The 25,447-nt window shown below is 67.1% G+C and carries 28 protein-coding genes and 4 tRNA genes; 13 read left to right on the top strand and 19 right to left on the bottom strand.

The window, feature by feature from the left end:
* Window positions 1–36: 36 nt before the first annotated feature.
* Window positions 37–567 carry a VOC family protein gene (locus tag ACFSJG_RS00430; RefSeq protein ID WP_378483363.1) on the bottom strand — a complete coding sequence of 177 codons (531 nt, stop codon included), beginning with the start codon at window positions 565–567 and terminating at the stop codon, window positions 37–39.
* A gap of 231 nt (window positions 568–798) precedes the next feature.
* Between ACFSJG_RS00430 and ACFSJG_RS00425 the strand changes: the two genes are divergently transcribed.
* Window positions 799–1,296 carry a hypothetical protein gene (locus tag ACFSJG_RS00425; protein ID WP_378483225.1) on the top strand — a complete coding sequence of 166 codons (498 nt, stop codon included), beginning with the start codon at window positions 799–801 and terminating at the stop codon, window positions 1,294–1,296.
* 352 nt (window positions 1,297–1,648) lie between these two features.
* On the opposite strand, the gene ACFSJG_RS00420 is transcribed toward ACFSJG_RS00425, so the two are convergent.
* Window positions 1,649–2,800 (bottom strand): RCC1-like domain-containing protein, encoded by a 1,152-nt coding sequence (locus tag ACFSJG_RS00420; RefSeq protein WP_378483224.1) that lies wholly within the window; start codon window positions 2,798–2,800, stop codon window positions 1,649–1,651.
* A 978-nt stretch (window positions 2,801–3,778) separates the two neighbouring features.
* On the opposite strand from ACFSJG_RS00420, the gene mbp1 reads away from it, so the two are divergent.
* The gene (mbp1, locus tag ACFSJG_RS00415; protein ID WP_378483223.1) at window positions 3,779–4,021 is read left to right on the top strand and encodes a microaggregate-binding protein 1; all 243 of its coding nucleotides are present in this window, start codon (window positions 3,779–3,781) and stop codon (window positions 4,019–4,021) included.
* 121 nt (window positions 4,022–4,142) lie between these two features.
* Window positions 4,143–4,583 carry a hypothetical protein gene (locus ACFSJG_RS00410; RefSeq protein WP_378483222.1) on the top strand — a complete coding sequence of 147 codons (441 nt, stop codon included), beginning with the start codon at window positions 4,143–4,145 and terminating at the stop codon, window positions 4,581–4,583.
* 58 nt (window positions 4,584–4,641) lie between these two features.
* Here ACFSJG_RS00410 and ACFSJG_RS00405 read toward each other — a convergent pair whose 3' ends face one another.
* The 7 genes from ACFSJG_RS00405 to ACFSJG_RS00375 all read right to left on the bottom strand — a co-directional run bounded on the left by ACFSJG_RS00405 (window position 4,642) and on the right by ACFSJG_RS00375 (window position 9,119).
* A complete protein-coding gene (locus tag ACFSJG_RS00405; protein WP_378483221.1) occupies window positions 4,642–4,782 on the bottom strand; it encodes a hypothetical protein in 141 nt (46 codons plus the stop codon).
* Window positions 4,783–5,185: 403 nt separating this feature from the next.
* Window positions 5,186–6,598 carry an alpha/beta hydrolase-fold protein gene (locus ACFSJG_RS00400; protein WP_378483220.1) on the bottom strand — a complete coding sequence of 471 codons (1,413 nt, stop codon included), beginning with the start codon at window positions 6,596–6,598 and terminating at the stop codon, window positions 5,186–5,188.
* 231 nt (window positions 6,599–6,829) lie between these two features.
* On the bottom strand, window positions 6,830–7,735 hold the full coding sequence (locus tag ACFSJG_RS00395; RefSeq protein WP_378483219.1) for a DoxX family membrane protein: 906 nt from the start codon (window positions 7,733–7,735) through the stop codon (window positions 6,830–6,832).
* A 154-nt stretch (window positions 7,736–7,889) separates the two neighbouring features.
* A complete protein-coding gene (locus ACFSJG_RS00390) occupies window positions 7,890–8,090 on the bottom strand; it encodes a CsbD family protein (protein ID WP_378483218.1) in 201 nt (66 codons plus the stop codon).
* Between the two features lie 48 nt (window positions 8,091–8,138).
* Window positions 8,139–8,408 (bottom strand): GlsB/YeaQ/YmgE family stress response membrane protein, encoded by a 270-nt coding sequence (locus ACFSJG_RS00385; RefSeq protein ID WP_378483217.1) that lies wholly within the window; start codon window positions 8,406–8,408, stop codon window positions 8,139–8,141.
* Between the two features lie 115 nt (window positions 8,409–8,523).
* The gene (locus ACFSJG_RS00380) at window positions 8,524–8,679 is read right to left on the bottom strand and encodes a hypothetical protein (RefSeq protein WP_378483216.1); all 156 of its coding nucleotides are present in this window, start codon (window positions 8,677–8,679) and stop codon (window positions 8,524–8,526) included.
* A 128-nt stretch (window positions 8,680–8,807) separates the two neighbouring features.
* On the bottom strand, window positions 8,808–9,119 hold the full coding sequence (locus ACFSJG_RS00375; RefSeq protein WP_378483215.1) for a WhiB family transcriptional regulator: 312 nt from the start codon (window positions 9,117–9,119) through the stop codon (window positions 8,808–8,810).
* 304 nt (window positions 9,120–9,423) lie between these two features.
* Between ACFSJG_RS00375 and ACFSJG_RS00370 the strand changes: the two genes are divergently transcribed.
* The 5 genes from ACFSJG_RS00370 to ACFSJG_RS00350 all read left to right on the top strand — a co-directional run bounded on the left by ACFSJG_RS00370 (window position 9,424) and on the right by ACFSJG_RS00350 (window position 12,667).
* Window positions 9,424–10,188: a methyltransferase domain-containing protein gene (locus ACFSJG_RS00370; RefSeq protein WP_378483214.1), complete on the top strand. Its 765-nt coding sequence runs from the start codon at window positions 9,424–9,426 to the stop codon at window positions 10,186–10,188.
* A complete protein-coding gene (locus ACFSJG_RS00365; protein WP_378483213.1) occupies window positions 10,175–11,206 on the top strand; it encodes a polysaccharide deacetylase family protein in 1,032 nt (343 codons plus the stop codon). The genes ACFSJG_RS00370 and ACFSJG_RS00365 overlap by 14 nt, the downstream gene beginning before the upstream one ends.
* A 123-nt stretch (window positions 11,207–11,329) precedes the next feature.
* Window positions 11,330–11,722, top strand: a complete 393-nt coding sequence (locus ACFSJG_RS00360) for a hypothetical protein (RefSeq protein ID WP_378483212.1) — start codon at window positions 11,330–11,332, stop codon at window positions 11,720–11,722.
* Window positions 11,723–11,775: 53 nt separating this feature from the next.
* Window positions 11,776–12,228 (top strand): MarR family winged helix-turn-helix transcriptional regulator, encoded by a 453-nt coding sequence (locus ACFSJG_RS00355; RefSeq protein WP_378483211.1) that lies wholly within the window; start codon window positions 11,776–11,778, stop codon window positions 12,226–12,228.
* A gap of 10 nt (window positions 12,229–12,238) precedes the next feature.
* Window positions 12,239–12,667, top strand: coding sequence for an organic hydroperoxide resistance protein (locus ACFSJG_RS00350; RefSeq protein ID WP_378483210.1), 429 nt, complete (start codon window positions 12,239–12,241; stop codon window positions 12,665–12,667).
* Between the two features lie 99 nt (window positions 12,668–12,766).
* On the opposite strand, the gene ACFSJG_RS00345 is transcribed toward ACFSJG_RS00350, so the two are convergent.
* The 4 genes from ACFSJG_RS00345 to ACFSJG_RS00330 all read right to left on the bottom strand — a co-directional run bounded on the left by ACFSJG_RS00345 (window position 12,767) and on the right by ACFSJG_RS00330 (window position 16,785).
* Complete coding sequence (locus ACFSJG_RS00345; RefSeq protein ID WP_378483209.1) at window positions 12,767–13,423, bottom strand: GAP family protein; 657 nt, start codon at window positions 13,421–13,423, stop codon at window positions 12,767–12,769.
* A 54-nt stretch (window positions 13,424–13,477) separates the two neighbouring features.
* A complete protein-coding gene (locus ACFSJG_RS00340) occupies window positions 13,478–14,392 on the bottom strand; it encodes an oxidoreductase (RefSeq protein ID WP_378483208.1) in 915 nt (304 codons plus the stop codon).
* Between the two features lie 113 nt (window positions 14,393–14,505).
* Window positions 14,506–14,634 carry a hypothetical protein gene (locus ACFSJG_RS00335; RefSeq protein ID WP_378483207.1) on the bottom strand — a complete coding sequence of 43 codons (129 nt, stop codon included), beginning with the start codon at window positions 14,632–14,634 and terminating at the stop codon, window positions 14,506–14,508.
* Window positions 14,635–14,751: 117 nt separating this feature from the next.
* Window positions 14,752–16,785, bottom strand: a complete 2,034-nt coding sequence (locus ACFSJG_RS00330) for a CocE/NonD family hydrolase (RefSeq protein WP_378483206.1) — start codon at window positions 16,783–16,785, stop codon at window positions 14,752–14,754.
* A 137-nt stretch (window positions 16,786–16,922) separates the two neighbouring features.
* On the opposite strand from ACFSJG_RS00330, the gene ACFSJG_RS00325 reads away from it, so the two are divergent.
* Both ACFSJG_RS00325 and ACFSJG_RS00320 read left to right on the top strand, forming a co-directional pair.
* Complete coding sequence (locus tag ACFSJG_RS00325) at window positions 16,923–17,822, top strand: RluA family pseudouridine synthase (RefSeq protein ID WP_378483205.1); 900 nt, start codon at window positions 16,923–16,925, stop codon at window positions 17,820–17,822.
* A 73-nt stretch (window positions 17,823–17,895) separates the two neighbouring features.
* Complete coding sequence (locus ACFSJG_RS00320; RefSeq protein ID WP_378483204.1) at window positions 17,896–19,104, top strand: globin domain-containing protein; 1,209 nt, start codon at window positions 17,896–17,898, stop codon at window positions 19,102–19,104.
* 153 nt (window positions 19,105–19,257) lie between these two features.
* On the opposite strand, the gene aztD is transcribed toward ACFSJG_RS00320, so the two are convergent.
* Entirely contained in the window at window positions 19,258–20,481 is a 1,224-nt protein-coding gene (gene aztD, locus ACFSJG_RS00315) for a zinc metallochaperone AztD (protein WP_378483203.1), read from the bottom strand.
* 126 nt (window positions 20,482–20,607) lie between these two features.
* On the opposite strand from aztD, the gene ACFSJG_RS00310 reads away from it, so the two are divergent.
* The 3 genes from ACFSJG_RS00310 to ACFSJG_RS00300 all read left to right on the top strand — a co-directional run bounded on the left by ACFSJG_RS00310 (window position 20,608) and on the right by ACFSJG_RS00300 (window position 24,079).
* A complete protein-coding gene (locus tag ACFSJG_RS00310) occupies window positions 20,608–21,048 on the top strand; it encodes a Fur family transcriptional regulator (protein WP_378483202.1) in 441 nt (146 codons plus the stop codon).
* A gap of 39 nt (window positions 21,049–21,087) precedes the next feature.
* Window positions 21,088–23,256 carry a catalase/peroxidase HPI gene (katG, locus tag ACFSJG_RS00305; RefSeq protein ID WP_378483201.1) on the top strand — a complete coding sequence of 723 codons (2,169 nt, stop codon included), beginning with the start codon at window positions 21,088–21,090 and terminating at the stop codon, window positions 23,254–23,256.
* A gap of 94 nt (window positions 23,257–23,350) precedes the next feature.
* Entirely contained in the window at window positions 23,351–24,079 is a 729-nt protein-coding gene (locus tag ACFSJG_RS00300; RefSeq protein WP_378483200.1) for a potassium channel family protein, read from the top strand.
* A gap of 37 nt (window positions 24,080–24,116) precedes the next feature.
* On the opposite strand, the gene ACFSJG_RS00295 is transcribed toward ACFSJG_RS00300, so the two are convergent.
* From ACFSJG_RS00295 to ACFSJG_RS00275, 5 genes are all read right to left on the bottom strand, one after another.
* A tRNA-Asp gene (locus ACFSJG_RS00295) sits at window positions 24,117–24,193 on the bottom strand.
* A 59-nt stretch (window positions 24,194–24,252) separates the two neighbouring features.
* Window positions 24,253–24,329: transfer RNA gene (locus ACFSJG_RS00290), tRNA-Phe, on the bottom strand.
* 60 nt (window positions 24,330–24,389) lie between these two features.
* Window positions 24,390–24,463, bottom strand: a tRNA-Asp gene (locus tag ACFSJG_RS00285).
* A gap of 70 nt (window positions 24,464–24,533) precedes the next feature.
* A tRNA-Glu gene (locus ACFSJG_RS00280) sits at window positions 24,534–24,606 on the bottom strand.
* 81 nt (window positions 24,607–24,687) lie between these two features.
* A complete protein-coding gene (locus ACFSJG_RS00275; RefSeq protein WP_378483199.1) occupies window positions 24,688–25,413 on the bottom strand; it encodes a TetR family transcriptional regulator in 726 nt (241 codons plus the stop codon).
* Window positions 25,414–25,447 lie beyond the last annotated feature (34 nt).

Below are 25,447 nucleotides of genomic sequence, written 5' to 3'. Positions count from 1 at the left end.
AGTTGCCCACTTCGATGACGATTCACGCCAGCCGGCTCAGCGGCCCTCGAAGACCCGCTGCCACACGGCCGGGTCGGTGCGCGGGCCGCCGAGCGTGTCGGCGCCGTAGCGATCGATCTCCGCGGCGATGTCCAGCGGCCGGGTCGGCGGCATCCCCGGTACCAACTCCTCCTCGACCCGGCCGTCGGGAACCAGCCAGCACACCTCGAACTCGATGCCGTCGGGGTCACGGGCGTACAGAGCCTTGGTCGAGCCATGGTTGCTCGCCCCGGTCAGCGCGTCTGCGCCAACCAGCCTTTCGGCCATCTCCCCGAGCTCGGTCAGCGTCCCGACCTCCCAGGCGAGGTGATAGAGACCGACGTCGCCCGGCCTACGTGCCCCTGGGCCGTTGGGACTCTGGAACAGGCCGAGATCGTGGTCGTTGGCGGACCCCGCGGCCTGCAGGAACGCTGCCCCGGAGAAACCTCCCGGCAGCGGACGGAATCCGAGCACATCGCGATAGAACGCGAGGCTGCGCTGCAGGTCCGACACGAACAGGACTGCGTGGTTGAGTCGACGAATCACGATCGCACCCTATCTTCCCGAACCGACAGGTGCGGACCACGACGGCCCGGCGACGACCAGACCCGCTTCCGCACCGAATTCGCCACCGAGCTCCTCCCACGCCTACGCGAACTCGGCTGAGCCGCAGCCGCTCTCCGACCTGACCCGCCACCTGCGCGGGGCCACACCGTACGGTATGTTTCGGCTCCTGAGCATCCGGCGAAGACCGGAACGGGAAGAGGGGAACCAATCTCGATGTCCGTCAGCGAGAACTCGACGAACGAGCAGCCGTACCGGGACTACGAGCAGTACCCGGCCACAGCCAACGGCTCTCCGGGGTCGTACCCGCCCGCGGACCTACCGCCCGACCATCACGAGCATCACCCCGACACCCAGGCTTCGCCCTATCCCACAACGATGCCCACATCGGTTCGAGCAGCGCAGATCCTCTCCTGGGTCTTCGCCGCGCTCGGCATCGTCTTGACGGGAATGGCATTCGCCGTCGGCAAAAACGAGCTGGCCGGCAAACTCATTGCCGTCTACCTCCCCGCCCTTCTCCTGGGCATCTTGGCCTTCGGCTATACCGTCAACGGCAATGGACTCCGGATAGCCGCGATCGTCTGCGCAAGCTTCGAGGGTCTGGGCAGCTTGACCCAACGGCCACCCTTCCTCGTCGGCTTGGCCGCGAGTCTCACCATCGTGATTCTCCTGTCTCGGAGCAGTGCCGGCCTCTGGTTCAAACGGCCGCACTGAGTGGTTCGAACGCGGTACTGGCACCTCCCTGAGCGAAGTGCTCGGGGTTCATGCCTTCCCTTCCACCGCGGACGCCGAAACTCGAGACCGAACCGGACATGTTGAGATCATTGGGCAACGTTGCTGCGGAACCAGTGTTGCGGAGAACTGAACTCGAAGCGCACTGAGGGCTAGCCCTGCAGAGCGGCACGTACACCGTAACAACCGATAGATGGTCCAGCTGGGATATAGCGCCTGCAGATCGAAACGTGAGCTGCTGTGGCCTGATGGTATCGGTCACGGGCTGACACCGCGCCGAGGCAGTGCCAGCGGGAAACCTGCTGGCACTGCCTCGAGTTGCTTTGGTTGTTCGTCAGCTTGCGAATGCCCAATCAAGCGACCCTGCGCCCGCGCCGGGCTGTGAAGGCTCGGTGGGGTTTCCGGGGTCCGTCGGATCGGTGGGGTCGACCGGATCGGTTGGATCCGTGGGGTTTCCGGGTCCAACCGCGGTGTTCTTCGCGATTGCCATTGAGTACCGCCAGCCGGCAGCGATGGCGGTAACCGATCTGCCGGTGAGTTCTTGCGGTGTGTCGGTCTGCCCATGACTGTTGCTACCCCACGCGTGAAGGGTTCCATCACTGGCCAGAGCCATGGCATGTTCGGCACCGGCGGCAATGGCAGTAACCGTCTTGCCGGTGAGTTCTTGCGGTACGTCGGTCTGCCCGAAGTTGTTCAACCCCCAGCCGTGGACGGCGCCGTCGTCGGTGAGGGCCAAGTTGTAGCGGTCGGCTGCTGCGATGGCGGTGACCTTCTTGCCGGTCGTGCTTGGTGGGCTGGTGGGAAGGCTGCCGCCGCCGGTCCAGGAGTACACGCGCCCGTCGTCGGTGAGAACCGTCCATTCCCATGAGTTCACTGCGATCGCGGTGACCTTCTTGCCCTTGAGTTCGTTCGGGGTGGCTCGGTTGTGGACGTAGGGGTCCCACACGTGTACCGAGCCATCCTCGGTGAGAGCTGCCCACCGCATCCCGTATGCGGTGATCGCGGTGACCTTCTTGCCGGTCAGTGCCTCTGGGATGGTGGTTGCGCCTTGGAGGTTGGATCCCCACGCGTGGATGACACCATCATCGGTCAGGGCCAGGAAGTAGTCGTCGACGATGTTGCCGGCGGCGATGGCCTTGACTGTCTTGCCGCGGAGCGCCTGCGGCGGTGCGCTTGGATCCCCGCCGGGAAGGTTGTACGTCGGCCAGACGTGCACGGCGCCGTCATCGGTGAGCGCCATGGAGTGGCTGCTGCCTGTCGCGACCGCGGTGAAGGTCTCGTTGGCGAGTGTGCTGGGTACCGCGGTTTGTCCGTAGTCGCGCATTCCCCAGGCGTATACGGTTCCGCCCGGAGGGTTGGCAACTCCTACCGGTGCGGCGTTGCTCTGGCCGACCATCGACGCAGTGAGTCCCATCGCTGCGGTCATCGCGAAGAGAAGCTGAGCAAGGGCTCGACGTCGATTCCGATTGATTCGTGTGCTGATCATTTCCGCTTTCTCGTTGACTGCCCTGGCATGCCCGAAGTTTCCGCATTCCAGAGACTCGCATCACGCACCCATCCGTTGCCCGTAGCGCAACGATGGACAGGACAATAGATGGTGGCCGACCGGCAGGCATGGGCCGACTCGATCCGCTGTTGTCCACCCGTAAGAAGGAACGCGTCAACGCGGGCACAACCGTGAGCTAGTACGAGAACGGCCGCGGCGACGATGACGTCAGCGTCGACCCGGTGCGGCCCGTTCAAGGTGCAACGACAGCAGCGCAGCACTGGGAGTTTGCGGATGGGTCGTTCCGTCTGCGAACCAGTTCGCGCACTTCCTTTTCCAGGGGTAACGGAGTTTGGGGTAGATCAACGGTCAACTGAAGTGGGGCATTCCCCTTGCCTGATTCAACCTGTCTCACCATCGGTGTTCGCGGCACGTCTGTGGGCACTTCCGATTCCGAGGCGAGTGGCTTCCTCCGCGTCGGTACGGATCCAGCGATTCCACCCTGGGCGATCATCTCGTCCCACTCCGCCTTGGAGGAGACGAGTCCGTTGCCGGTGGAGATGATTGTCTGCCCGTTGGCCTTCGCGTCGGCGATGCGTCTGACGAGGTCGTTCTGGGCTTCACCGTGTACTCGGATGCCGGACGGTACAGCTCGTAGGCGAACTTCAGGTTCACCAGCCACGACTGGCCGTACGCCGACCACCGGTTGTACCCGCGGCGCTACCAGCTCGGATCGTCGAGGCCGTGTCCACGCATCGGTGACAGCGCGGGGGCTGCATTCGTGGCGAAGAAATCATGAAGTTGGCGAGCACTTTGTGAGCGGACCCGTGTCGGCACCGGATGCTGCTCGCGTTCGTGTTGGAGCCGGCCGTCTCCCATGGGTCGAGGACGACAGCGAGTGACTAGGTCAGCCCATGTTTGCAGTACTGCCGCGCCGGGCACTACCAAGCAGTACTGCACACATGGAGGTGTACAAACATGGCGAATAACAAGTCCGGGCCCGCCGAGGGCGTCAAGGGCGTCGTGGAGGGCGTGAAAGGAAAGGCGAAGGAAGCAGTCGGGGCCGTGACCGGCAACGACGCTTTGACCCGCGAAGGGAAAGCCCAAGAGGACAAGGCCGAAGCGCAGCGACGCACCGCCGAGAAGGAAGCCGAGGCCGAGAAGGCCCGATCAGAAGCGGCGGTCGACGAGGCGCGCCAACGCGCCGAGCAGGACACCTGAGCGGTCAGCACACCGGAGTGCAGTGCGCCGAGCGCTGTGCGGTCACGTTCTCCGACCCGGAAAGCCCGCCCGGAGAAACGCGGCGCTTTTCAGGTGGGGCGGGGACGAGAGTGGAGGAGTAATGACAGTCTCGAAGTACCTCGAGCGAAGCACAGCCGTGTTCGGGATCTGCGCCGCCTGCGTGGTGATCGCGCCGGCTGCGGCGTGGGCTGGAACATCGTTCGACAACCCGCCGCCCAGCTGCGTCCCCACCGGCCTTGGCGACGCCACCGTCGAAGCGGAGACCGGCGCGGAGGAATCCGAGCTGACTCCCGGAACGGTTGAGTTCGAGATCGATGACGGCGCCGGAACCGGAGCGAACGTGGTGTGGGTGAACACCGACAATTGGCGATTCGGCACCGTCATGCTGACGCCGCACGGGGACGAGGCGGAACCGAAGGCTACGGTCGAATCCGGCCCAGGGCAGGTGATGGCTGCCGTATACGGTCTCTACACCGACGCAGAAGGGCAATCCTGCCTGTTGCTTCCGGGGGTGAACACCGCAATCACCGTTCCCGGGTAGCCGGCCGTCGACACAGGGACGCCGACGGTGCCCAGTCGGCCCCGACGACTGTGGATCGTCAAGTGGTCGTGAACTCCTCGAGCGCCGCGGAATCCAGGGCGCCGGCGACCGTCATGACGGTCGGGCCCCCGCGGAAGCGGGCCGAACTGCGTGGGAACTCCGGAATCGAGAGTTCGATGCAGTGAACGTGAATGCGCATGAGCGACCTCCCCGGGTTCGTCGACCGCAACGAACTCCCAACCGCACCCAAGCTGGTGCGTGGAGATTCGGAATCGTGACCGACAGCGTGAAGAACTCTCGGCGTCAAGCTCGAACCGGGCTCCTCTTCGACCGTACCGTGTCCGTGCCTGCCTCGATCCGGGCCGGTGACCTCTCGGATCTGCTGCAACTCGACGGGCAGCGCGCATCCGAGCGTTGCCAGAGCCGCCACCGATTCAGCCCCCAATCCGGCGATGCACGGCATGCGATTCATCGATTGCACGCTGTGACAATCGGTTCCAGGTCTCGGAGGCATCGCGCCGGCGCGGTCACCTTCCGCCGACTCGACGAGTGCCTGTGCTCGGGCGACGGGTGAGCCCCCGGCGAGGGCGACCCGCTCGCCTCTACCGACCAGACCTGGCGACGCCGATCACTTCCACGGTCGAAGTCGGATGCCTGGTGTCGTCGCTCTCGGTCGATTGTGCGGTTGGTGTCGGAGTGGCGGAGGTTGTCGGTGAAGTCGAGGTCTCGGCGGTGGAATCCGCCACGGCGATTTCCGAGGTCGGAGTCGGATCCGGAGCCACTTCGGTCTCGGTCTCGGTCACTTGGGCGCTCGGCGACGGACGGGCCGACGTGGTCGACGCAGCGGCCGTTGGCGCCGCAGTCGACGGTTCGGCGGTGGATTGCGCCTGCGCCGCCTCCGCAGTCGCCTCGGATTCGGTGTCGACCGGCAGAGCCGCGGCCTGCTCCTGCTCGTACTTGCCCAGAGCCTCCTCGAGGCGAGCGGCTTCCTGCGCGTCGGTGCGGATCCAGCGGTTCCAGGTGTGGGCACCGTTGGTGTAGATGAACTCGATTGGCAGATCGAAGATCTTGGCCTGCGCGTTGAGCAAGACGGTCGACGTGAACGACACGATCTCCAGGACGCTGCCGATGGCGACGTGCGCGATGCCACCCTGGGCGATCATCTCGTCCCACTCCGCCTTGGAGGAGACCAGTCCGTTGCCGGTGGAGATGATGATGGTCTGCCCGTTGGCCTTCGCGTCGGCGATGCGCCTGACGATGTCGTTCTCGGCCCACTGATTGCCGGGCAGGAACGGGTTGCCCCAGAGGGCATCGAAGCCGTTGGACACGCCGTAGCGGTTGGACAGGGTGAACGGGACCAGGAGATACCCGAGGAGGCTGTCGGTCTGGTAGTAGCCGGATCGAGACACCGCGACCGAGAACACGTCCGGGTACTTGAGTGCCAGATTGACGGCCTGACCGCCGGAGATCGAGAGCCCGGACACGGCGTTCCCGGACGTTCCGATGTCGAAACGGTCATTCAGGTACAGCGGAAGCTCCTCGCCGACAAAGGTTTCCCACTGCGGAGTGCCGAGGGAGTTACCGTTGCTGTCGACCGCGGGCGACTGCCAGTTCGACGACCAGCCGTTCGCCGAATCGGGGATGGCCACGAGGTTGTACCCGGTGCCGTAGAGGTCACCCCGGCCATTGGTGCTGGGGTCGCTGAGCGAACCCAGGAAGTAGACGGCCTGTTCGGATCCGCCGGCCTGGTTGCCGGACGGCCGGATCTTCACGGTGATGGACGTCTGCATCGACTCCGACCACACCCAGCACGTCTGGATGTTCTGCGCACGTTCGTTGCCATCGACGTACGCGCAGCCGTCCCGGACGGTGGTCGGGGCGACCGCGTGTGCCTGCCCCGTCGCGACGGCGCTCACACCGATGGCAGCAGCCAGGGCCGCGGCTGCTAGTGCACCTTTTCGGCGGGTCGTGATCGACGTTGACTGGACCCGTGGCGCACGGTCGTTCGAAAGCATTAGGAGAGCCTAACCATAGTCACAATTGAGAACTATGTGAGGTCTGTCACCAGCCCCCGACGGCGAGGGTGATGCGACGAAGCACTCCACGAGGTGATCGCCGTGGGTGATGCCAAACGCCGCGCCGCGCCGAACGCGGGCACCACCCATTCGATCGAACGGTGGCGCCCGCGTTCGGGGAACCGATGCTGCGAGAAGTCGAGCGCGGTGAATCGTCGTCCGATCCCCGGATCAGCTCTGGAGTTCGGCAGTGCGCTCCCGGGCCGCGTCGAGCGCCTTCTGCGCCTTCCGGCGTGCCCGGCGTCCCAGGATCTCGGCCTGATCACTCGCAGCGGACGTCCATTCGCCACCACGGTCCCGCGCGATCTCCGCCCAGTCAACGCCACGATCCCGCGCGATCTCCGCCCACTCTTCGCCGCGCTCGCGGGCCAACTCGGCAAGTTCGTGCCCACGGACACGAGCCTGCTCCGCGAGTTCGCTGCCGTGCTCACGCAGCAGATCCGCCCACTCGCCGCCACGTTCACGAACAACATCGAGGGCCTCGCCGCCGCGCTCGCGGGCAACGTCGAGGGCCTCGCCGCCGAGGACACCGGCCTGGTCGGCGGCCACCTGGGCGCGTTCGGTCACTGCGGCGAGGGCTGTGGGCCCGGAGTCGTTCCCGAGAGCTTCCGCCAGCCGATCCTGTGCGTGCCGGGCAGCGCGTCGCCCCCGCCACCCGAGGGACGGCTTCCCTTCGGTGTCCACGGCGGCGATCAGCAGGCCACCAAGCAGCGAAAGATTCTTGAAGAACTGAATTTGCTGCGCGGAACGCTGGGCCGGATCGTCGATCTTCCAGAACGCGTGACCGACGAGCGTGGTCGGGACGAGGCTGCCAGCCAGTGCCAGCGATGCGAGCCGGGGCGCCTTGCCCACGGCGAGCAGCACACCGGCACCGACCTGGACGGCGCCGTTGATCCTGACCAGGGTCTCCGGATCGGCCGGGACCTTCTCCGACACCGACGCGGGCAGCTTGTCGGCGGCCTGTTCGGCGACGGCGCCGGCAGCGGGCGCCTTGGCGGCGGGGTTCCGTAGGGCGTCGACACCGCCGGCAATGAAGACACTTGACAGCAGCGGGCGCGCGATACGTCGAACAATCATCAGTGGCCTCCCAGTTCGGTTCCTTGTCTGTTCCCTACCCATTGAGGCGCCCGGTGAAACGCACACACCTGAACCGGCCGCCCTTCAGATGACCGAAGGTGGCCTTGATACGCACCATGCGCACGAAGGCCACCTTCAGCCGGGGTGGGGACCGTCAGTCGTCCCCGGTGATCTTCTCTGCGACCTCGTTGGCCTTGTCCTTGACCTTCTCGACGCCCTTCTTCGCCGCCGACGACGCCTGATCGCCCTTACCCTCGTTCTTCAGGTCGTCATCGCCGGTGGCGGCTCCCGCCGCCTCCTTCGCACGTCCCTTGAGTTCTTCCGCCTTGTTCTCGAACTTGTCTCCGACACCCATGTCGATCCTCCTGTGTTGGTTGATCATTCACTGAACCGTGCAGTGCGGTCACACCTTCGAACGACCACTGACGAGCTTGACGAAGAAGAGCAGGATGCACGCACCCACCAGGCATGTCACGAAGCTGAAGATCCAGCCTCCGCCGGCCACGTCGGCGCCGAAGAGGCTGAACACCCAGCCGCCGAGAAGCCCACCGATGATGCCGACGACGATGTTGAGGACGATGCCCTGCTGTGCATCGGTTCCCATCAGCTTGGACCCGATCCATCCGGCGAGTCCGCCGATGACGATCCAGGCGATGATGCTCATTGACAACACTGTGGGTCTCCTTCTGTACTGCCGGCTCAGGACACCGGCGGGATGACGGGCTCATCGTGCGGCCCATACGAATGCGGCTGTGGCGTAGCTCGACTGTCGAGGCTTGCCGGATCGGTCAGGATGCGCCGAGGGCTTGGCGTACCGACCTGATCCGCGCCTTCTCGGCCTCCGCCGCCAGCACTCCGGCGGACCGGGCCGCTCGGGGGCCCACCGGTCCCCTCTCGAAGCCGCCCCCGAGGGGGAGGTCGCCGTTGTTCGACGGATCTGTCATCGTTGCCACCTTTCGGTTCCGTACGCGAGGCCTCGAGTTCGGAGCCGCTGCGCTTGTCGGTCTGGTACCCGAGATCCGGCCGGGTCATACCTCATGTCTGCGAACCAATCGCGTTGGTCCGAAACAACTCACGCCGAGATGGGGGTCGCCATGCGGCGTTCCGATTCGGCGAGACCGCCCCAGACGCCGTGGATCTCCCCGACTTCGAGAGCCTGCTCCAGGCATGCTTTCCGGACCGGGCACACCGCACACACCGCCTTGGCCATGGCCTCCCGGCGTTGCCGTGCACGCGGCCCTTCCCCGTTGGGCGAGTAGAAGAGCGCGGAGTCGGCCGACCGGCAGGCAGCCCGCATCTGCCAGTCCCACTCGGTGACGAGTGGCCGCAAGCGGTCGATCCGCGGTTGCCTGACCTTCTTCGCGCGCACAGCCTGATTCACCATGTCGACCTTTCAGTGGAATCGTTTCGTCTCCAGTGGAACGGATGTTTCCCACTTCCCGGGCGTCCAAACGAGACGGATCGATGAGGAATCTCACGTATGACTCGCCCGGGATCGGGGTAGAGGCGCGCACTCCGAGTGAGGGCAACCGCCGCACCCAGCGCAACCAGAATCCTCGACGAGAAGGTAAGGTTCGCCTAACTCACAGGGAATGTGCACCGAGTTCCCAGGTTGACGCCCCTGCGAGTGGTCGATCCCGCGCAGGTCGGGGCGACTCGGTGTGCCGTGTGACGAGGATGGACTGACGATGACGCAGCTGCAGGAAAAGCGGACCGCACTTGCCCGCAAGGTGCTGGGCGAGGACAACTACCGCCGAGTCCTCCGGATGCTCAGTGATCGCAGGCAGAGGCCACGTGTCGGCAAGGTCCGGTTCGGGGACCTACGCCGGATCGAGCCGATCTGCCGCGAGTACGGCTTCGAGCGCGGCCGCCCCGTCGACCGGTTCTACATCGAGGGCTTCCTCGACGCGCACCGCCACCTCGTCACCGGTGCCGTACTGGAGATCGGCGAACGAACCTACACCGAGACCTTCGGGGAGGGCGTCACCCGATCCGACATGCTGCACGTCGCAGACGTCGACGGCGCCACGTACGTCGCCGACCTCACCGATGCGCCGGACGTCCCGAGCGACACCTACGACTGCATCATCCTCACCCAGACGCTTCAGATGATCTTCGACACGAAGGCCGCGGTCGACACGCTGCACCGCATCCTCAAGCCCGGCGGCGTCGTCCTGTGCACGGTCCCCGGCATCAGCCAGATCGCCGACCCGGTGTGGAACTCGACCTGGTACTGGTCGTTCACCGAACTGTCCGTGAACCGCCTGTTCGGGGGCCCGTTCCCGGCGGACGGCGTCACCGTGCGCGCATACGGCAACGTGCTCGCCGCGACTGCCTTCCTGCACGGCATGGCCGACCGCGAACTCACACGTCAGGAGCTGAACGTCTTCGACCCCGAGTACCCGGTGATCGTGGCGGTGGCGGCACGCAAGGGCGCCGATGTCACGACGTGACGCCCTGGCCGCCGGGCTCCGCTTGCGCACCCGGCGGCTTCGGCGCCGCGGCGGAATCCTGATGTACCACTGCATCGCCCAGGAGTCCGTCGACCCGTGGGCGATCTGTGTGTCACCGCAGGCGTTCGACGAGCAGATGGCGGTGCTCGCCGGCGCCCGTGCCGCAACCGACCTCGGTGACTTCGCCGGGGACGACGCCTACACCCGCGCGGGCGCGCGGGTGGCGGTGACGTTCGACGACGGCTACCTCGACAACCTCACCACCGCGCTCCCCATCCTCGAGCGCCACGCGATCCCCGCGACGATCTTCGTCATCGGAAACGGCGTCGGCCGGACGCGCGAATTCTGGTGGGACGCACTGCAACGCGCACTCCTGTCGGGGCCATTGCCGGAGCAACTGGACTTCCCGTTCGGCATCGGCCCGCACACCTACACGCTGGCCGAGCTCCCGGGCGACCCCGCGTTCGTCCCGGGCTGGCGCGCCGACTTCGACCCCGCCGTCACCCCGCGGCAGCAGCTGTTCCGTGCACTGTGGGACGCCGTCGTCGTGCTGGAGCCGGCCGAGCAGGACGACGCGGTCGACCACCTCCTCGACTGGGCCGGTCAGCCGGCGTCGGCCCCCACGACACGTGGGGCAGTCGACGAGGCGCAGTTCGCGCGGCTCGCCGAACACCCGCTGGTCACCATCGGGAGCCACACTCTCGACCACCCCTCGCTGACCGACCTGTCACCCGAACGGCAGGCCGCACAGATCCGTGAGGGCCGCCGCACGGTGGAGGACCTCGTGGGGCGACCGGTGACCCGGTTCTCCTACCCGTACGGCCGGTTCGACGACACCGCGCGCGCCGCGGTACGCGACACCGGAATCGACATCGCCTGCACGAGCGTGCCGGTGCCCGCAATCACCGGCGACGACCGTCACGCCCTGCCGCGACTGCAGCCGACGGACATGGACGGCGACGGGTTCGCCCGGTGGCTGCGCGGGAACTACGGCCTGCTCACCGCGACCGGACGCTGATCGACGGGGCTGTGTCACGGCAGGTGATACACGTGGTAAACCCCGTGTAACCACGGGGCGAACGGGTGTTTCCTCGGCCACACTGGGCGGCGACACCGTCCGCCACCTCGCCGTTGGAGCCCGATGACCATCTCCGAAAGCATGCTCCCGAAAGTTCCGCTGCCGGTGTCCGGGCGCAGGCCGGCCGACGCGCGGCGCGACTCGACGGCGGCCGGACCCCGCGAGCTCGACGCGGACTGGCTACGGCGAGCACTCGGCACCTGCGGTTTCCTCGAGCAGTCCCGGGCGCTGTGCCCCGCCGATGTCGCAGTGGTGACGTTCGCGGTCCGGTGGGCGCCGTTCGGCGGGTCGAGCCCGGAGGATCTGCTGGTCACGTTCGGGGTGGGCCGGACACGCTTCCAGTCGATGCTGCGAACCGCGCTGACGTCTCACGACGCGGAACAGCACAGGGTGCGGGAGATCAAGCGAACTCTGCGGGACGACCTGTCGGTCGCGTGGGGGATCCCGGCGGAGTAACCGGATCACAATATTGGTTGTGCACAATCAAACTGTGCACTACCATTCAGGTCGTGGTCAACGAACTCGCCCTCGACAACCAGCTGTGCTTCGCGCTGTACGCCGCGTCGCGGGCGATGACGGCCACCTACCGCCCGATGCTCGACGAACTCGGGCTGACCTACCCGCAGTACCTGGTGATGCTCACGCTGTGGGAGCGCGACGGTCGCGGCGTCCGCGAGATCGGGGACGCCCTGGACCTGGACAGCGGAACCCTGTCTCCCCTGCTCAAGCGCATGGAGGCGCTCGGCATCATCGAACGCCGTCGGCAGTCGGACGACGAGCGCCGCGTCCTGATCCACCTCACCGAGCCGGGGCGCGACCTGCGCGAGTCCGCGCGGGACATCCCGCGACACCTCGCGTCGTGCGCCGCAATGCCACCGGACGAGCTGCTCGCCCTCCGATCAACCCTCAAGGAACTCACCAACGCCCTGCGTGCCGTACCCACCGAAGGCTCCACCACCTAAGGAGAACCGAATGAACATCGTCTACACCGCCGAAGCCCTCGTCAGCGGCGACGGCCGCAACGGCCAGGGCCGCACCAGCGACGGCCGCCTCGACCTGACCTTCGCGATCCCCACCGAGATGGGCGGCACCGGCGACGGCACCAACCCGGAGCAGTTGTTCGCCCTCGGCTACGCCGCCTGCTACCACTCGGCGCTGCGCCTGGTGGCACGTCAGGCCGGCGCCGACGTCACCGACTCGGCGGTCGGCGCCCGCGTCGGCATCGGCCCGACCGAGGGCGGCGGATTCGGCCTCGACGTGACCCTCGAGGTGACGCTGCCGAACCTGTCGCGCGAGCAGGCCCAGGAGCTCGCGGACAAGGCGCACCAGGTGTGCCCCTACTCGAACGCCACACGCGGCAACATCGACGTCGCCATCGTCGTCACGGGCGACGACGACTGACACGCCGCCAGGCGAAGATCAGACAGGACGGCCCGGAGGCCGGGTCCGCTTCGGCGGGAACGGCATCCGGGCCGCACCGCATCCCGGGGTCGGGCGGGATCAGAACCCGCCGAGCCCCTTCCCGATCATCACGGCACCCATCACCACCAGCACGATCGCCATGACCGCGTGATTCTGTTCCTGCAACCAGGTCTTCGCGGATGCCAGCGGCTCCCGCAACCGGTCGGCCGCGAGCGCGTATCCGATCACCGGGATCAGCACCGTCGACGCCGCGAGCACGGTGAACACGACCAGAGCGACGACGTCCTCGGCGGCACCGATCGCACCCGCACCGATGGTGACGCCCGCGGCCGCACACAGCAGCAGGTTCTTCGGGTTCACCGCGGCCAGCACCACCCCGAGACCCGCCGCCTTGGCAAGGGTCAACTGGTCGATCGCCTGCATCCACTTCGGTACGGACGTGTCGCCACGATCGCGCCACTGCTTGACGGCGAGGACCACCAGCAGCACTCCGAGAGCGACCTTGACCCACGACACCGAGGACGTACTGTCGTCGTCCGAGGCCCCGACGACGCCGGAGAGAAGGATGAAGACGCCGGTCGCTGCGACGATCCCGACGACCCATCCGATGCCGAATCCCACGCTGGCACCGCCCGCGTTGGCGGACAGCAGCATGAGGATGGCGGCGACGATCGGGATCGGCGAGATCGCCACACCGACCGCGAGCGGAAGCACATCACCGATGACAGCACCCATGCCGCGACCGTAGCCGCGGATGGCGTCGGTCCGCCTCGCCCGTACCGAGTGAGATCACTCCCCGGCGTCGCCTCCGTCGGATGTGGGCGAGTTCTTCTCGAATCGGTAGGTGACGCCCGTGAGACGTTCGGACAGCCCCCAGAGCGAGGCGGCGACGGCGCGGTCCTTCGACTTTCCGCTCGAGCCCACGGCCTTCGGGTACCCGCGCTGCTCGAACGGCCCGTCGGGCCCGAGGTAGCTGCCCGAGACCGCGGCCGGCGAGGTCGCGGCCCACATTTCGGGAAGCGCGCCCATCTCGGCGCTCTGCGCGAACAGATTGCCGATTCCCATGAGCCGATCCCAGACGGACTGGGTGTTCCCCTGCAGACCGGTCGCCGCGTATCCGGGGTGGGCGGCAAGTGATTTCACCGTCGACCCGGACGCCCGGAGGCGCCGGTCCAGTTCGTACGCGAACATCAGGTTCGCGAGCTTGGACTGCCCGTAAGCCGGCCACCTGCTGTAGCTGCGGTGCTGCCAGTTCGGGTCGTCCAGATTGATGGAGCCCATCCGGTGCATCAGGCTCGACATCGTCACCACACGATCGGTGATGCGGTCCAGCAGCAGTCCGGTGAGCGCGAAGTGCCCGAGGTGATTGGTCCCGAACTGTGTCTCGAATCCGTCGGCGGTCGCGCCCTTCGGCACCGCCATCACGCCTGCGTTGTTGATCAGGACGTCGACGCCGTCGACACCGTCGGCGAACTCACGGACCGAGGACAGGTCGGCGAGGTCGAGCCGCCGCACCTGTGCGTTCGGGCCGATCTCGGCGGCCACCGGAGCGGCCTTGTCGACGGTGCGGCAGGCCAGGATCACCGTGGCACCCGCTGCACCGAGCGCCTTGGCCGTCACGGCCCCCAGTCCGCTGTTCGCGCCGGTCACCACATAGGTGCGGCCGGTTTGGTCGGCGACGTCACGAGCAGTCCATTTCCCCATACCGCCACCCTACGGTGCATTCGCGTCGTACGGCCGCCGATCACCCAGCCCCTTGGAACGCATATCGGGGTGTGGACGCAGTGTCCACACCCCGATACGAATACTGCGAGGACTCAGCCCTGTCCGCTGGTGATACCAATCGTGAGCGACTGGAGCAGCGTGAGGATCGTGATGATGTCAGCAGTCGACGAGCCGTTGCCGTCGTCCTCCGCGGGGGGGTCGGTGATGAAGCCGAAAGCCATGCTCATTCTCCATTTTCGTGTGCCCCATGCCGCCCGTCGGCATTGGGTGTCTGGGCACGCTATACCAGCATTTCGGCTAGGCACAGGCAAACGAAAAATATTCGTTGCGCTGGCCCTTTAGCGTTGAACACCTCCGACAACGGGGAACGTGACGAAGCTCGGCGCAGCCTGATCGAGCTGCAGATGCTGGGGGCGCAGCCCACTGTCCGTGCGCATCGGTCCGAGCGGCAGGTACCGCGGTGCGCTGAGCGCGTAGACGTCGACCCGGAGCCGATGGCCCGGCTGCAGGATCGCATCGGTTGCGAGCAGGTTCACGTCGAGCACGGTCGGCTGACCCGGGACCGTCGGCTGCCGTTCGTCCAGAGTGAGGAAGTGGTGTGCGTCGGTGTAGTCACCGTTCGGCGCCTTCTGCGACTTCGAGTCGTCGACCGCGCGCAGCGACGAGGTGAGCGCGCCGTTGCTCAGGACCGTCGAGCGGCCGTCGGGAGCGACGTCGTTGAGCGTCACGGCCCAGAAGCCGTCGGTCCCGTCGTGCACGGTGTTGAGGTGCACGTTGATCGGACCGGACAACGCGGTCGGCTCGGCGACGGGAGCACCGGTGAAGCTCAGTCCGTCACCCTCCTGTGTTCGAGAGTCCTTGGTACATACGGAGCCCAGCGCGACGAATGCGCCTGCGGTGCCCTGAGCAGCATCGCGGGAGCAGAGGCTGCGCACACCGGGTGCGACGGTCAGCCGGGTGCTGCCGGTGGGCGCATCGGCGACCAGACTTCCGTCGTGCACGCTGTGACCGGCGGTACCACTGGGGGCTGCCGACAGGTAGAGGCGCTCGTACTCGACTCCGGAGCGCGGGAACTGGTCCGTCGTGGTCCAGCCACCACCCTGCTGCCACAGGGTGACCGGGCCGTACTCGTCGATCCCGTTGTCGATCCCCTTGAGCCACTTGTCGAACCACGCCCGTTCCAGGACATCGAGGCGCGGCGGGGAGCCCGCGGTACCGAACCCCTGCCCCGGGTTCAGGTGATACGTGTCGCCCATGACCAACTGCTTTCGGCCCGGCGGCAGGTCGATCGCGTTGTAGATGCGCGGCTCACTGTTGGCGAAGATGTCGTGCCAGCCGCCGAAGACCATGGTCGGGACCTCGATGGCGTCCGTCTTCGCCAGCCGCTGCTGATAGAACGGACCGTCCTGAGCGACGTCGAGCGTCGACGGGGCGATCCCGTCGATCGTCGGTGCCGTCACGGCCTCGGCCAGCTCCGGCAGCAGCGTGCCGGGATCCTCCAAACGGTCCGCCAGCCACTGCTGGTCGATCTGCCCCCGCAACAGTTCCTGAGCGTTCGGAATCAGTTTGGTGCCGTTCACCAGCGACAGCCACAACGGCATGAAGCCGACGCCGAGTCCGCCACCGGTGCCGACGATGTCGCGGAGCAGGTCGTTGCCCGGCTCGACCGCGAAGATGGCTTCGAGCGCAGCGGGGCGGTGACCGGCGGCCTGCACCGAGTTGATCCCGGAATAGGACACGCCTCCCATGCCGACCTTGCCGTTCGACCACGACTGTGCGCTCGCCCAGTCGACGATCTCGACGCTGTCCTTCTGCTCCCGAGGTCCGAGCACGTCCCACACGCCCTGCGAGAACCCGGTGCCACGGGCGTCGACGACGACCTGCACGTAACCGCTCTGCACCAGCGGGCGGTTCACCCCGAACGCCTTCATGCCGCCACCCGCGACCAACCCGGTGAGCTCCGTGATCCCGTCGAGCGGGGTCCCGGTGAGGTTCAGTTCGTTGAGGAAGGCGGTCAGGTTCTCGCCGACGCCGGGTAGTGAGAGTGCCGCGTCGGTGACCGCGCTGACGAGCTTCGTGTAGGGGGTCACGTTCACGACCGTGGGCAGCGTGTCGCCGACGGCGTGTCCTGCGGCGTCCGCCGGACGGTAGACGTTCGCGCGCAGGACGGTGCCGTCGCTCATCGTGATCGGCACGTCCCACTCGACGGCGATGCCGGGGTGCCGTGGCGCCTCGTCGGCGGTGACCTGCCACTGCTGCGCGGCCGCACCGCCGGTGGGGTCCGCCACCGCAACGCTCGGCGCCGCGACCACGGCTGCCCCCAACCCCAGCACGGTCACGACCGCGCCCAGCACCGTCCCCCGTCCGCGCACCCGGCCCCCTCGTGTCGGTGGGCACCGTGAGTGGAGTGATCGGTGCCACAGAAACCTACCGGAGGCTAGCCGCTCACCCGAACCCGGTCAACGACTGCGAATTCGCCCTGTGGAGCCCCGACGCCTACCGTTGGCCCGTGCCTTCCGCCCCGTTGCCCGTGCGTGACGGCCTCAATCCGACGAGGTTGCGGCTGCCCGCGGACAGCGTCGACGCCACGGTGCTCGAACACCTCGTCGACCGGTTCCCCGACGACGCCGACCGCCTGCGGGAGAAGGTTGTGGCAGGTGAGGTCGTCGACGGCGACGGAGTGCCGATCACGCCCGAAACCCCCTGCCGGGCACACATGTTCGTCTACCTGTACCGGGACCCGCCGTGGGAGCCGCGGGTGCCGTTCGAGGTGGACGTCCTGCACCGCGACGAGGACCTGTTGGTCGTGGACAAGCCCCACTTCCTGGCGAGCACGCCGCGCGGCAGGCACGTCGTCGAGTCGGCGCTCGTCCGCTTGCGGCGAGATCTGGACCTGCCGGAGCTGACACCCGCGCACCGCCTCGACCGGGTGACGGCCGGGGTGCTGCTGTTCACGATCAGGCCCCGAGTACGTCGGGCGTACCAGGAATTGTTCGCGCAACGGTCCGTCGTCAAGGAGTACGAGGCGGTCGCGGGATTCGACCCGCGCCTGACGATGCCGACGACAGTGCGGAGCCGGATCGTGAAGCCGGACGGGGAACTGCGCTGCGTCGAAGTCGCGGGGGAACCCAATGCGGAGACCCTGATCGAGTTGATCGAGGCCCGGGACCGGCTCGCCCGATACCGCCTGCTCCCCCGGACCGGAAAGATGCACCAGCTCCGCGTGCACCTGAATTCGCTCGGCATCCCCATCGTCGGCGACAGCTTCTATCCGACGCTGCACGACGTTGCGCCGGAGGACTATTCGAATCCGCTGCAGTTGCTGGCGCGGTCACTGAGCTTCGTCGACCCGATCTCCGGAGAGCCGCGCACCTTTACCAGCCGACGTCGCCTGGCGGCGTGGATCTGAGGGAATCGCAGCCGGCAAGTGGCCTGAATCACAGTATCTTGCATCTGAAATGCAAATTAAATAGCTTCGGTCCATGAGCCTTTCAGCAGCGTCCAAGGAAGTCATCATCGCCACCCTTCCCGCAGTCGGCGGGGCCATCGGCGACATCACTCCGCTCTTCTACAAGAAGCTGTTCGCCGCGCACCCCGAGCTCGAGCGCGATCTCTTCAACCGTGGCAACCAGAAGCAGGGCGAGCAGCAGAAGGCCCTCGCCGGCGCGGTCGCCGCCTACGCCACCATGCTCGTCGGCGACAACCCGCACGCCACCGACGCGATCATGTCCCGCATCGCGAACAAGCATGCGTCGCTGGGTATCACGGCCGACAGCTACCCGATCGTCCACACCCACCTGTTCGCGGCGATCGTCGAGGTTCTCGGCGAGGCCGTCACCCCCGAGGTCGCGGCGGCGTGGGACGAGGTGTACTGGCTGATGGCCAACGCCCTCATCGCCGCCGAGCACAAGCTCTACGAGGACTCCGGCGTCGAGGACGGCCAGGTGTGGCGCGAGGTCACCGTCGCCCGCAAGGTCACCCAGTCCCCCGAGACCGTGTCCTTCGTCCTCGCCTCGACGACAGGGGAGCCGCTGCCGAAGCACCTTCCCGGGCAGTACATCTCGGTCGCGGTCACCCTGCCCGACGGCGCCCGCCAGATCCGGCAGTACAGCCTCGTGGGCGCTCCCGGCGCGGCCGAGTGGCAGATCACCGTGAAGGCCGTTCCGTCCCTGGCCGCGGCTCCCGCGGGCGAGGTCTCGAACTTCCTGCACGCGAACGTCACCGAGGGCGACACCCTGCAGGCGTCCCTGCCGTTCGGCGATCTGGTCCTCGACGAGGGCGACGCCCCGCTGCTGCTCATCTCCGCGGGCATCGGATGCACGCCGATGATCGGCATGCTCAACCACCTCGCGCAGACCGGTGACGAGCGGAACGTCGCGGTCCTGCACGCCGACCGGTCGCCCGCCCATCACGCCCACCGCGCAGAGCTCAGCGAGCTGGTGGAGCGCATCCCGTCCGCGACGATGCACCGCTGGTACGAGGACCTGGCCGACCTGACCGAGCAGGACACCCTGCACCTCGGCCGCGCCGACCTGTCGAAGATCGAGATCGCCGACGGCACCCGCGTCTACCTCTGCGGCCCGCTGCCGTTCATGCATTCCATCCGCGACACCCTCATCGGCCGCCAGGTCCCGGCGGACTCCATCCACTACGAGGTCTTCGGCCCCGACAGCTGGGCACCCGTCGGCTGACACATGATCCGACGCCGGACAGCGGTGTGGCCCGGACTCGTCACGAGTCCGGGCCACAGCCGTTTCCCCGCCGTCGCACAGTGGCATGAACGGTTCCGTTCAGTCGATCCGACCGAGTGAACGGAACCGTTCATGCCGTCGGGCATGCGTACGTCAGGCGGCGGCGGTGATCTCGTTGGGCGTGTGCTCGAGCTGCGCGGTCGCGGTCACGGCACCGGTGGCCAGATCGACGGCGTGCAGTTCCCCGGTGGCCGGCTCGGTCACATACGCGGTGTCACCCGAGACGACCAGCGTCGGACGCGGGTCCTGCCACTCCAGCGGCTCGGTCCACGGATCGACGACGGCGATCTTCCGCGTCACCGTCGCAGCGACGGGGTCGATCACGTGCAGCGCGCCGTCGGTTCCGAGCACGAGCGCCTCACCCTGCGGGCCCCGACCGAGGGAGCGGAACGAGTAGCTGGTCCCGAGATCCACCGGGGTGAGCCGGTTCGCGACGGTGTCGACGAGCATCACGCGCTGCGGCCGCTCGAGCTCCGCGTCCTTGTCGGTCTTGTAGTCCCCCAACACGATCGGCGACACCTCGCTGCCCGACTGGTTGCCGATCCGGCCGTACACGTCCGGACTCTGGATCTTCGTGATCACGCCGTCGCGGACCACGAGAACGCCGTCCTGGCAGCCGAACACGAGGACCTCGTCGGCGGCCGCGGCTTCGCCGTGCACCCCCGGGCACTCCTCGTTGCGAGCGACCTCGTGGCGGTCGGCGTCGAGAACGACGACGCCGCTACGCGATTCCGAGTTGCCGATCGTCGTGACCATCCCGCCGTCGGGCAGGTCGACCGCGACACCGTGATGCGCCTCGGGCGTCCGATGGATCGTCGTCTCCGGCTTCCCCTCCGACAGCCCGTGCGGATCGAAGGTCTGCACCTGACCGGTGCCGTCGGCGAAGAGCGTGGTCACGTCGGCGTGCCGGACGACGTGCCCGGGCTTCTCTGCGTCGAAGGACCAGTCGGCGAGTGCCGGCGCTGCGGTGTAGTGGTGGGCATGGTCGCCGTGCGGCTCGGACCATGCGCCCGTGTCCAGGACCCGGAACTGTGACCCGGCAGAGATCAGGACGTGGCGGCCGTCGCCCGCCGCATTGAGTCGAGCGAAGCCGTCGAGGTCGAACTCGGCCACCTGCTCGAAGGTCGACGCGTCGAGGACGGTCACGCCGCCGTCGTGGGTGACGGCGAGACGCGGCGCCGCCTTCGACACCTCTGTCGGAGTGACCGGCGCAGCGGTCGACTCGTCGGCGGGGGTGGCGTCGGTGGAACCGGCACAGCCGGTCAGCAGGGTCGCGAGGGCGATCGCCGGGGCGACGACCCGAAGAGTTGCGGTCATGCGACGACTATCATCGGTAATGAAAACTATTGTCAAAGTCGATTACGTGCATGCGTTTGGACGGAATCCACAAAACGCCGACCGTCGAGTCTTGACTCGTTCCAAAGTAGGGGCAATATTGTCCACGTGTCCCCGACACCGGATTACGCAGGCCAACTGCGCGCGGCGGCTCTCCGGGCAACCCGGCCCCGGGTCGCCGTGATGGGCGCCGTACACGCCCTGCCGCACGCGGACACCGAGTCGATCTACACAGCCGTCCGCCTCGAACTCCCCGACGTCTCCCGCCAGGCCGTGTACGACGTCCTGCACGCGCTGACCGCGGCACAGCTCGTCCGCCGGATCCAGCCCGCGGGATTCGTCGCCCGCTACGAGTCACGAGTCGGCGACAACCACCATCACGTCGTCTGCCGGTCCTGCGGGACCATCGCGGACGTCGACTGCTCGGTCGGTGAGGCACCCTGCCTGACCGCCTCGGACGACAACGGCTTCGACGTCGACGAAGCCGAGGTCATCTACTGGGGCTTGTGCCCCACGTGCTCGTCATCACCACCTCCGCTCGACCCGTGACAACAGCCCGATTCACCGGTATCCGGAAGGAAGTGCGAAGTGTCAGAAAGCGAAAACCCGGTAATCCCCTCCCCCACCCCGCAGGCGCACCGCCCGTTGACGAACAGGGACTGGTGGCCCGACCAGGTGGACGTGTCGGTCCTGGACAAGAACGGACCCAAGTCGAGCCCGCTGGCCGCCGACTTCGTCTACTCCGAGGAATTCGCCAAGCTCGACGTCGAGGCACTCAAGCGTGACGTCTTCGAGGTGATGACGAACTCGCAGGACTGGTGGCCCGCCGACTACGGCCACTACGGCCCGCTCTTCATCCGGATGAGCTGGCATTCGGCCGGCACCTACCGCACCCTCGACGGTCGCGGCGGCGGCGGCGAGGGCGCGCAGCGCTTCGCCCCGCTCAACAGCTGGCCCGACAACGCCAGCCTCGACAAGGCCCGCCGCCTGTTGTGGCCGGTGAAGCAGAAGTACGGCCAGAAGATCTCCTGGGCGGACCTGCTCGTGTTCGCGGGCGATTGCGCCATCGAGCACATGGGCCTGCCCACCTTCGGCTTCGGGTTCGGCCGCGAGGACATCTGGGAACCGGAGGAGATGTACTGGGGCCCGGAGGACACCTGGCTGGGAGACGAGCGCTACAGCGGCGAGCGCGACCTCGCGAACCCGCTCGGCGCAGTCCAGATGGGCCTGATCTACGTCAACCCGGAAGGCCCCAACGGCCAACCGGATCCCGTCGCCGCAGCCCGCGACATCCGCGAGACCTTCGCGCGGATGGCGATGAACGACGAGGAGACCGCCGCACTGATCGTCGGCGGCCACACCTTCGGCAAGACCCACGGGGCCGGCGACGCCGACCTGGTGGGCCCCGAGCCAGAAGGGTGTCCGCTCGAAGCGCAGGGCCTCGGCTGGCACAGCTCGTACGGCACCGGCGTCGGGAAGGACGCCATCACCAGCGGGCTCGAGGTGGTGTGGACGCCCACCCCGACCAAGTGGGACAACACGTTCCTGGAGACGCTCTACGGCTACGAGTGGGAACTGACCAAGAGCCCCGCCGGGGCCTGGCAGTACACGGCGAAGGACGGCGCGGGCGCCGGTACCGTTCCCGACCCCTTCGGCGGGCCGGGACGCGCCCCAACGATGCTCGTCACCGACGTGTCGATGCGGGTGGATCCCACGTACGAGAAGATCACCCGACGCTGGCTCGAGCATCCCGAGGAACTCAGCGAGGCGTTCGCCAAGGCCTGGTACAAACTCCTGCACCGCGACATGGGCCCCGTCTCGCGCTACCTCGGCCCCTGGGTCGCGGAACCGCAGCTGTGGCAGGACCCGGTTCCCGCCGTCGACCACCCGCTCGTCGACGACGCCGACATCGCCGCGCTGAAGGCGAAGGTTCTCGAATCCGGTCTGTCCGTGGCGCAGTTGGTGTCCACCGCCTGGGCGGCTGCCGCCAGCTTCCGCGGCACGGACATGCGCGGCGGCGCGAACGGCGGCCGCATCCGGCTTGCCCCGCAGAAGGACTGGGAGGTAAACCAGCCTGCCGAACTGGCCGACGTGCTGGGCACCCTCGAGCGCGTCCGGTCGGACTTCGAGACCGGCGGCAAGAAGATCTCGCTCGCGGACCTCGTCGTGCTGGCGGGTTCGGCGGGTGTCGAGAAGGCGGCGAAGGACGCCGGCCACGACATCACCGTGCCGTTCGCAGCGGGTCGCACGGATGCCTCCCAGGAGGACACCGACGTCGAGTCGTTCGGTTTCCTCGAGCCGCGTGCCGACGGATTCCGCAACTACCTCCGCGCCGGCGAGAAGATCCCGGCGGAGAAGCTGCTGGTGGACCGGGCCTACATGCTGAACCTGACGGCTCCGGAGATGACCGTGCTCGTCGGCGGACTGCGTGCACTCGGCGCGAACGTCGGCGACACCGCGCACGGCGTCTTCACCGACAAGCCGGGCACGCTCACGAACGACTTCTTCGTGAACCTGCTCGACATGGGTACGGCGTGGAAGGCGTCCGAGTCCGCCGAGAACGTGTACGAGGGCACCGACCGCACGACCGGTGCGGCCAAGTGGACGGCCACGGGTGCCGACCTGGTGTTCGGGTCGAACTCGGTACTGCGGTCGCTCGCCGAGGTCTACGCCTCCGACGACGCCAAGGACAAGTTCGCGGCGGACTTCGTCGCGGCGTGGGTGAAGGTCATGAACAACGACCGATTCGACCTCTGATCCACCACCGTCACCACATGGCCGAAGGGGCCCTTCGTTGCGCCGAAGCGCACGGGGGGCCCCTTCGGCCATGTCGGGCACTAGGGTGTCCCGAATGGTCGACCAGCAGACGTGGGAGCGGCGAACCGAGTGGCCGATGGCCGGAATCGCCTTCCTGTTCCTCATCGCGTACAGCTGCCAGGTTCTGCTGACACTCACCCCGAACTGGCACACGGTCTGCGAGGCCGTGATCACCGGATCGTGGGTCCTGTTCGTCGTCGACTACGTGGCCCGGCTGGTCCTCGCGGAGCGGCGCCTGCACTGGTTCTTTCACCACCTGCTGGAGTTCCTGGTCGTGGTGCTGCCCGCGATTCGTCCGCTTCGCCTTCTGCGCCTCGTGGCGATGGTGACGGTCATGCAGCGTGCGATCGGCGGTGCGATCCGCGGCAAGGTGCTCATCTACACGATCTGCACCTCGACGCTGCTGCTGTACGTGGCGTCGCTGGCGATGCTCGAGGCCGAGCGCGACCATCCGGATTCGAGCGTGAAAACGTTCGGCGAGGCACTGTGGTGGTCGATGACGACGGTCACGACGGTCGGCTACGGGGACTACTCACCCGTGACCACCACCGGACGCCTCATCGCGGCAGCACTGATGATCGGGGGAATCAGCCTGATCGGTGTGGTCACCGCGACGATCGCGTCGTGGATCGTCGAGCAGGTGGCGGAGGAGGACGCCGCCAAGCAGGCGGCGACGGCGCATCAGATCGAGGAGTTGCGGCACGAGGTGCGGCGGTTGACCGAGTCGCTCAGTGCCTCGGAACAGAAAATGCCCACCTCGTGACGAGGTGGGCATTTCCCGTGCAAGTCGACTCGCACGATGGCGACCCTGACGGGACTCGAACCCGCGACCTCCGCCGTGACAGGGCGGCGCGCTAACCAACTGCGCCACAGGGCCTTGCATTGACGACAATCAGAAATCCCCACCTCGGACGAGGAGGGGATTGTGATCGATCGTGGTGGCCAGGGCCGGGATCGAACCGGCGACCTTCCGCTTTTCAGGCGGACGCTCGTACCAACTGAGCTACCTGGCCGGACAGCACCCGAACCGAATGCCAATCACTCGGTGTGACAATCACTCTCACACACAAGAGCGACCCTGACGGGACTCGAACCCGCGACCTCCGCCGTGACAGGGCGGCGCGCTAACCAACTGCGCCACAGGGCCTTGCTCCGAGACACTCTCGCGTCTCATCGACCTGAAACCTAGCAGGCGAACCTGCTACTCCCCAAATCTGTACCCCCTACGGGATTCGAACCCGCGCTACCGCCTTGAAAGGGCGGCGTCCTAGGCCGCTAGACGAAGGGGGCCCACCGGATTGCTCCGGCCGGTACCCTCAACGGCTGTTCCGTTGGGAGCTCGCATAGCTTAGGACAACTCATTCCCAGAACTCAAATCGACTGGTCATCGCTTGTTTTTGCCTCGTCTTCCGCCTTCTCGGCAGCGATCTCCTCCGCAGCTGCGAGCGCGAGCGGAGTGAGGTCCTGCCAACCGTCCCGCCGCCACGTCTCCAGCCAACTCTCGGACGCCATAGCCGTGAGCAGGACTTCGAGGCCCTCCTCGTACCGCTCGCGCAGCCCGGTCGAACCTGTGGTCAGAGCAGTCAGGTCGATCATGTGCGCATGGCCGGCCAGCGTCGCCGCGAGCACGCGACCGAACACCGCGACGTCCGCGCCGGGGCGCAGCAGCCCCTCCCGCTCGGCGCGGGCGAGCAAGTCGAATGCGGTGCGACCCCAGACCTGCGTGCCGCCGGAGCGGACGTCGGGGTAGAACTCGGGCTCGACGATGAGACGGAACTCCGCCTGAACGATCACATCGGACACGAAACGGTCGGCCATCTCGACGACGATCGAGTGCAGCACCTGGAACGGGTCCGCATCGACCCGCTTCCAGCGGTCCATCGCTTCGGTGTATTTCTCGAGCGCCGCCGCCAGAACGGCGCGAGCAAGATCTTCCTTCGACTCGAAGTGGAAGTACATCGCACCCTTGGTCGCGTGCGAACCCTCGAGGATCGTGTTCACCGAGGCCGCGGCATATCCGCGGCGCGCGAACTCGACGGCGGCTGCCTCGACGATCGCCGCACGGGTCCGCCGCGCTCGTTCCTGTTGACGTGCCATATGAGCTTGTCTCGCCTCCGAAACCTGCAAGTCG

It is taken from the genome of Rhodococcus gannanensis, assembly GCF_042681175.1.
Lineage (GTDB): Bacteria > Actinomycetota > Actinomycetes > Mycobacteriales > Mycobacteriaceae > Rhodococcus_G > Rhodococcus_G gannanensis.
Note: the sequence above shows the minus strand (reverse complement) of the source record. Positions and strands in the feature narration are given on the sequence as shown.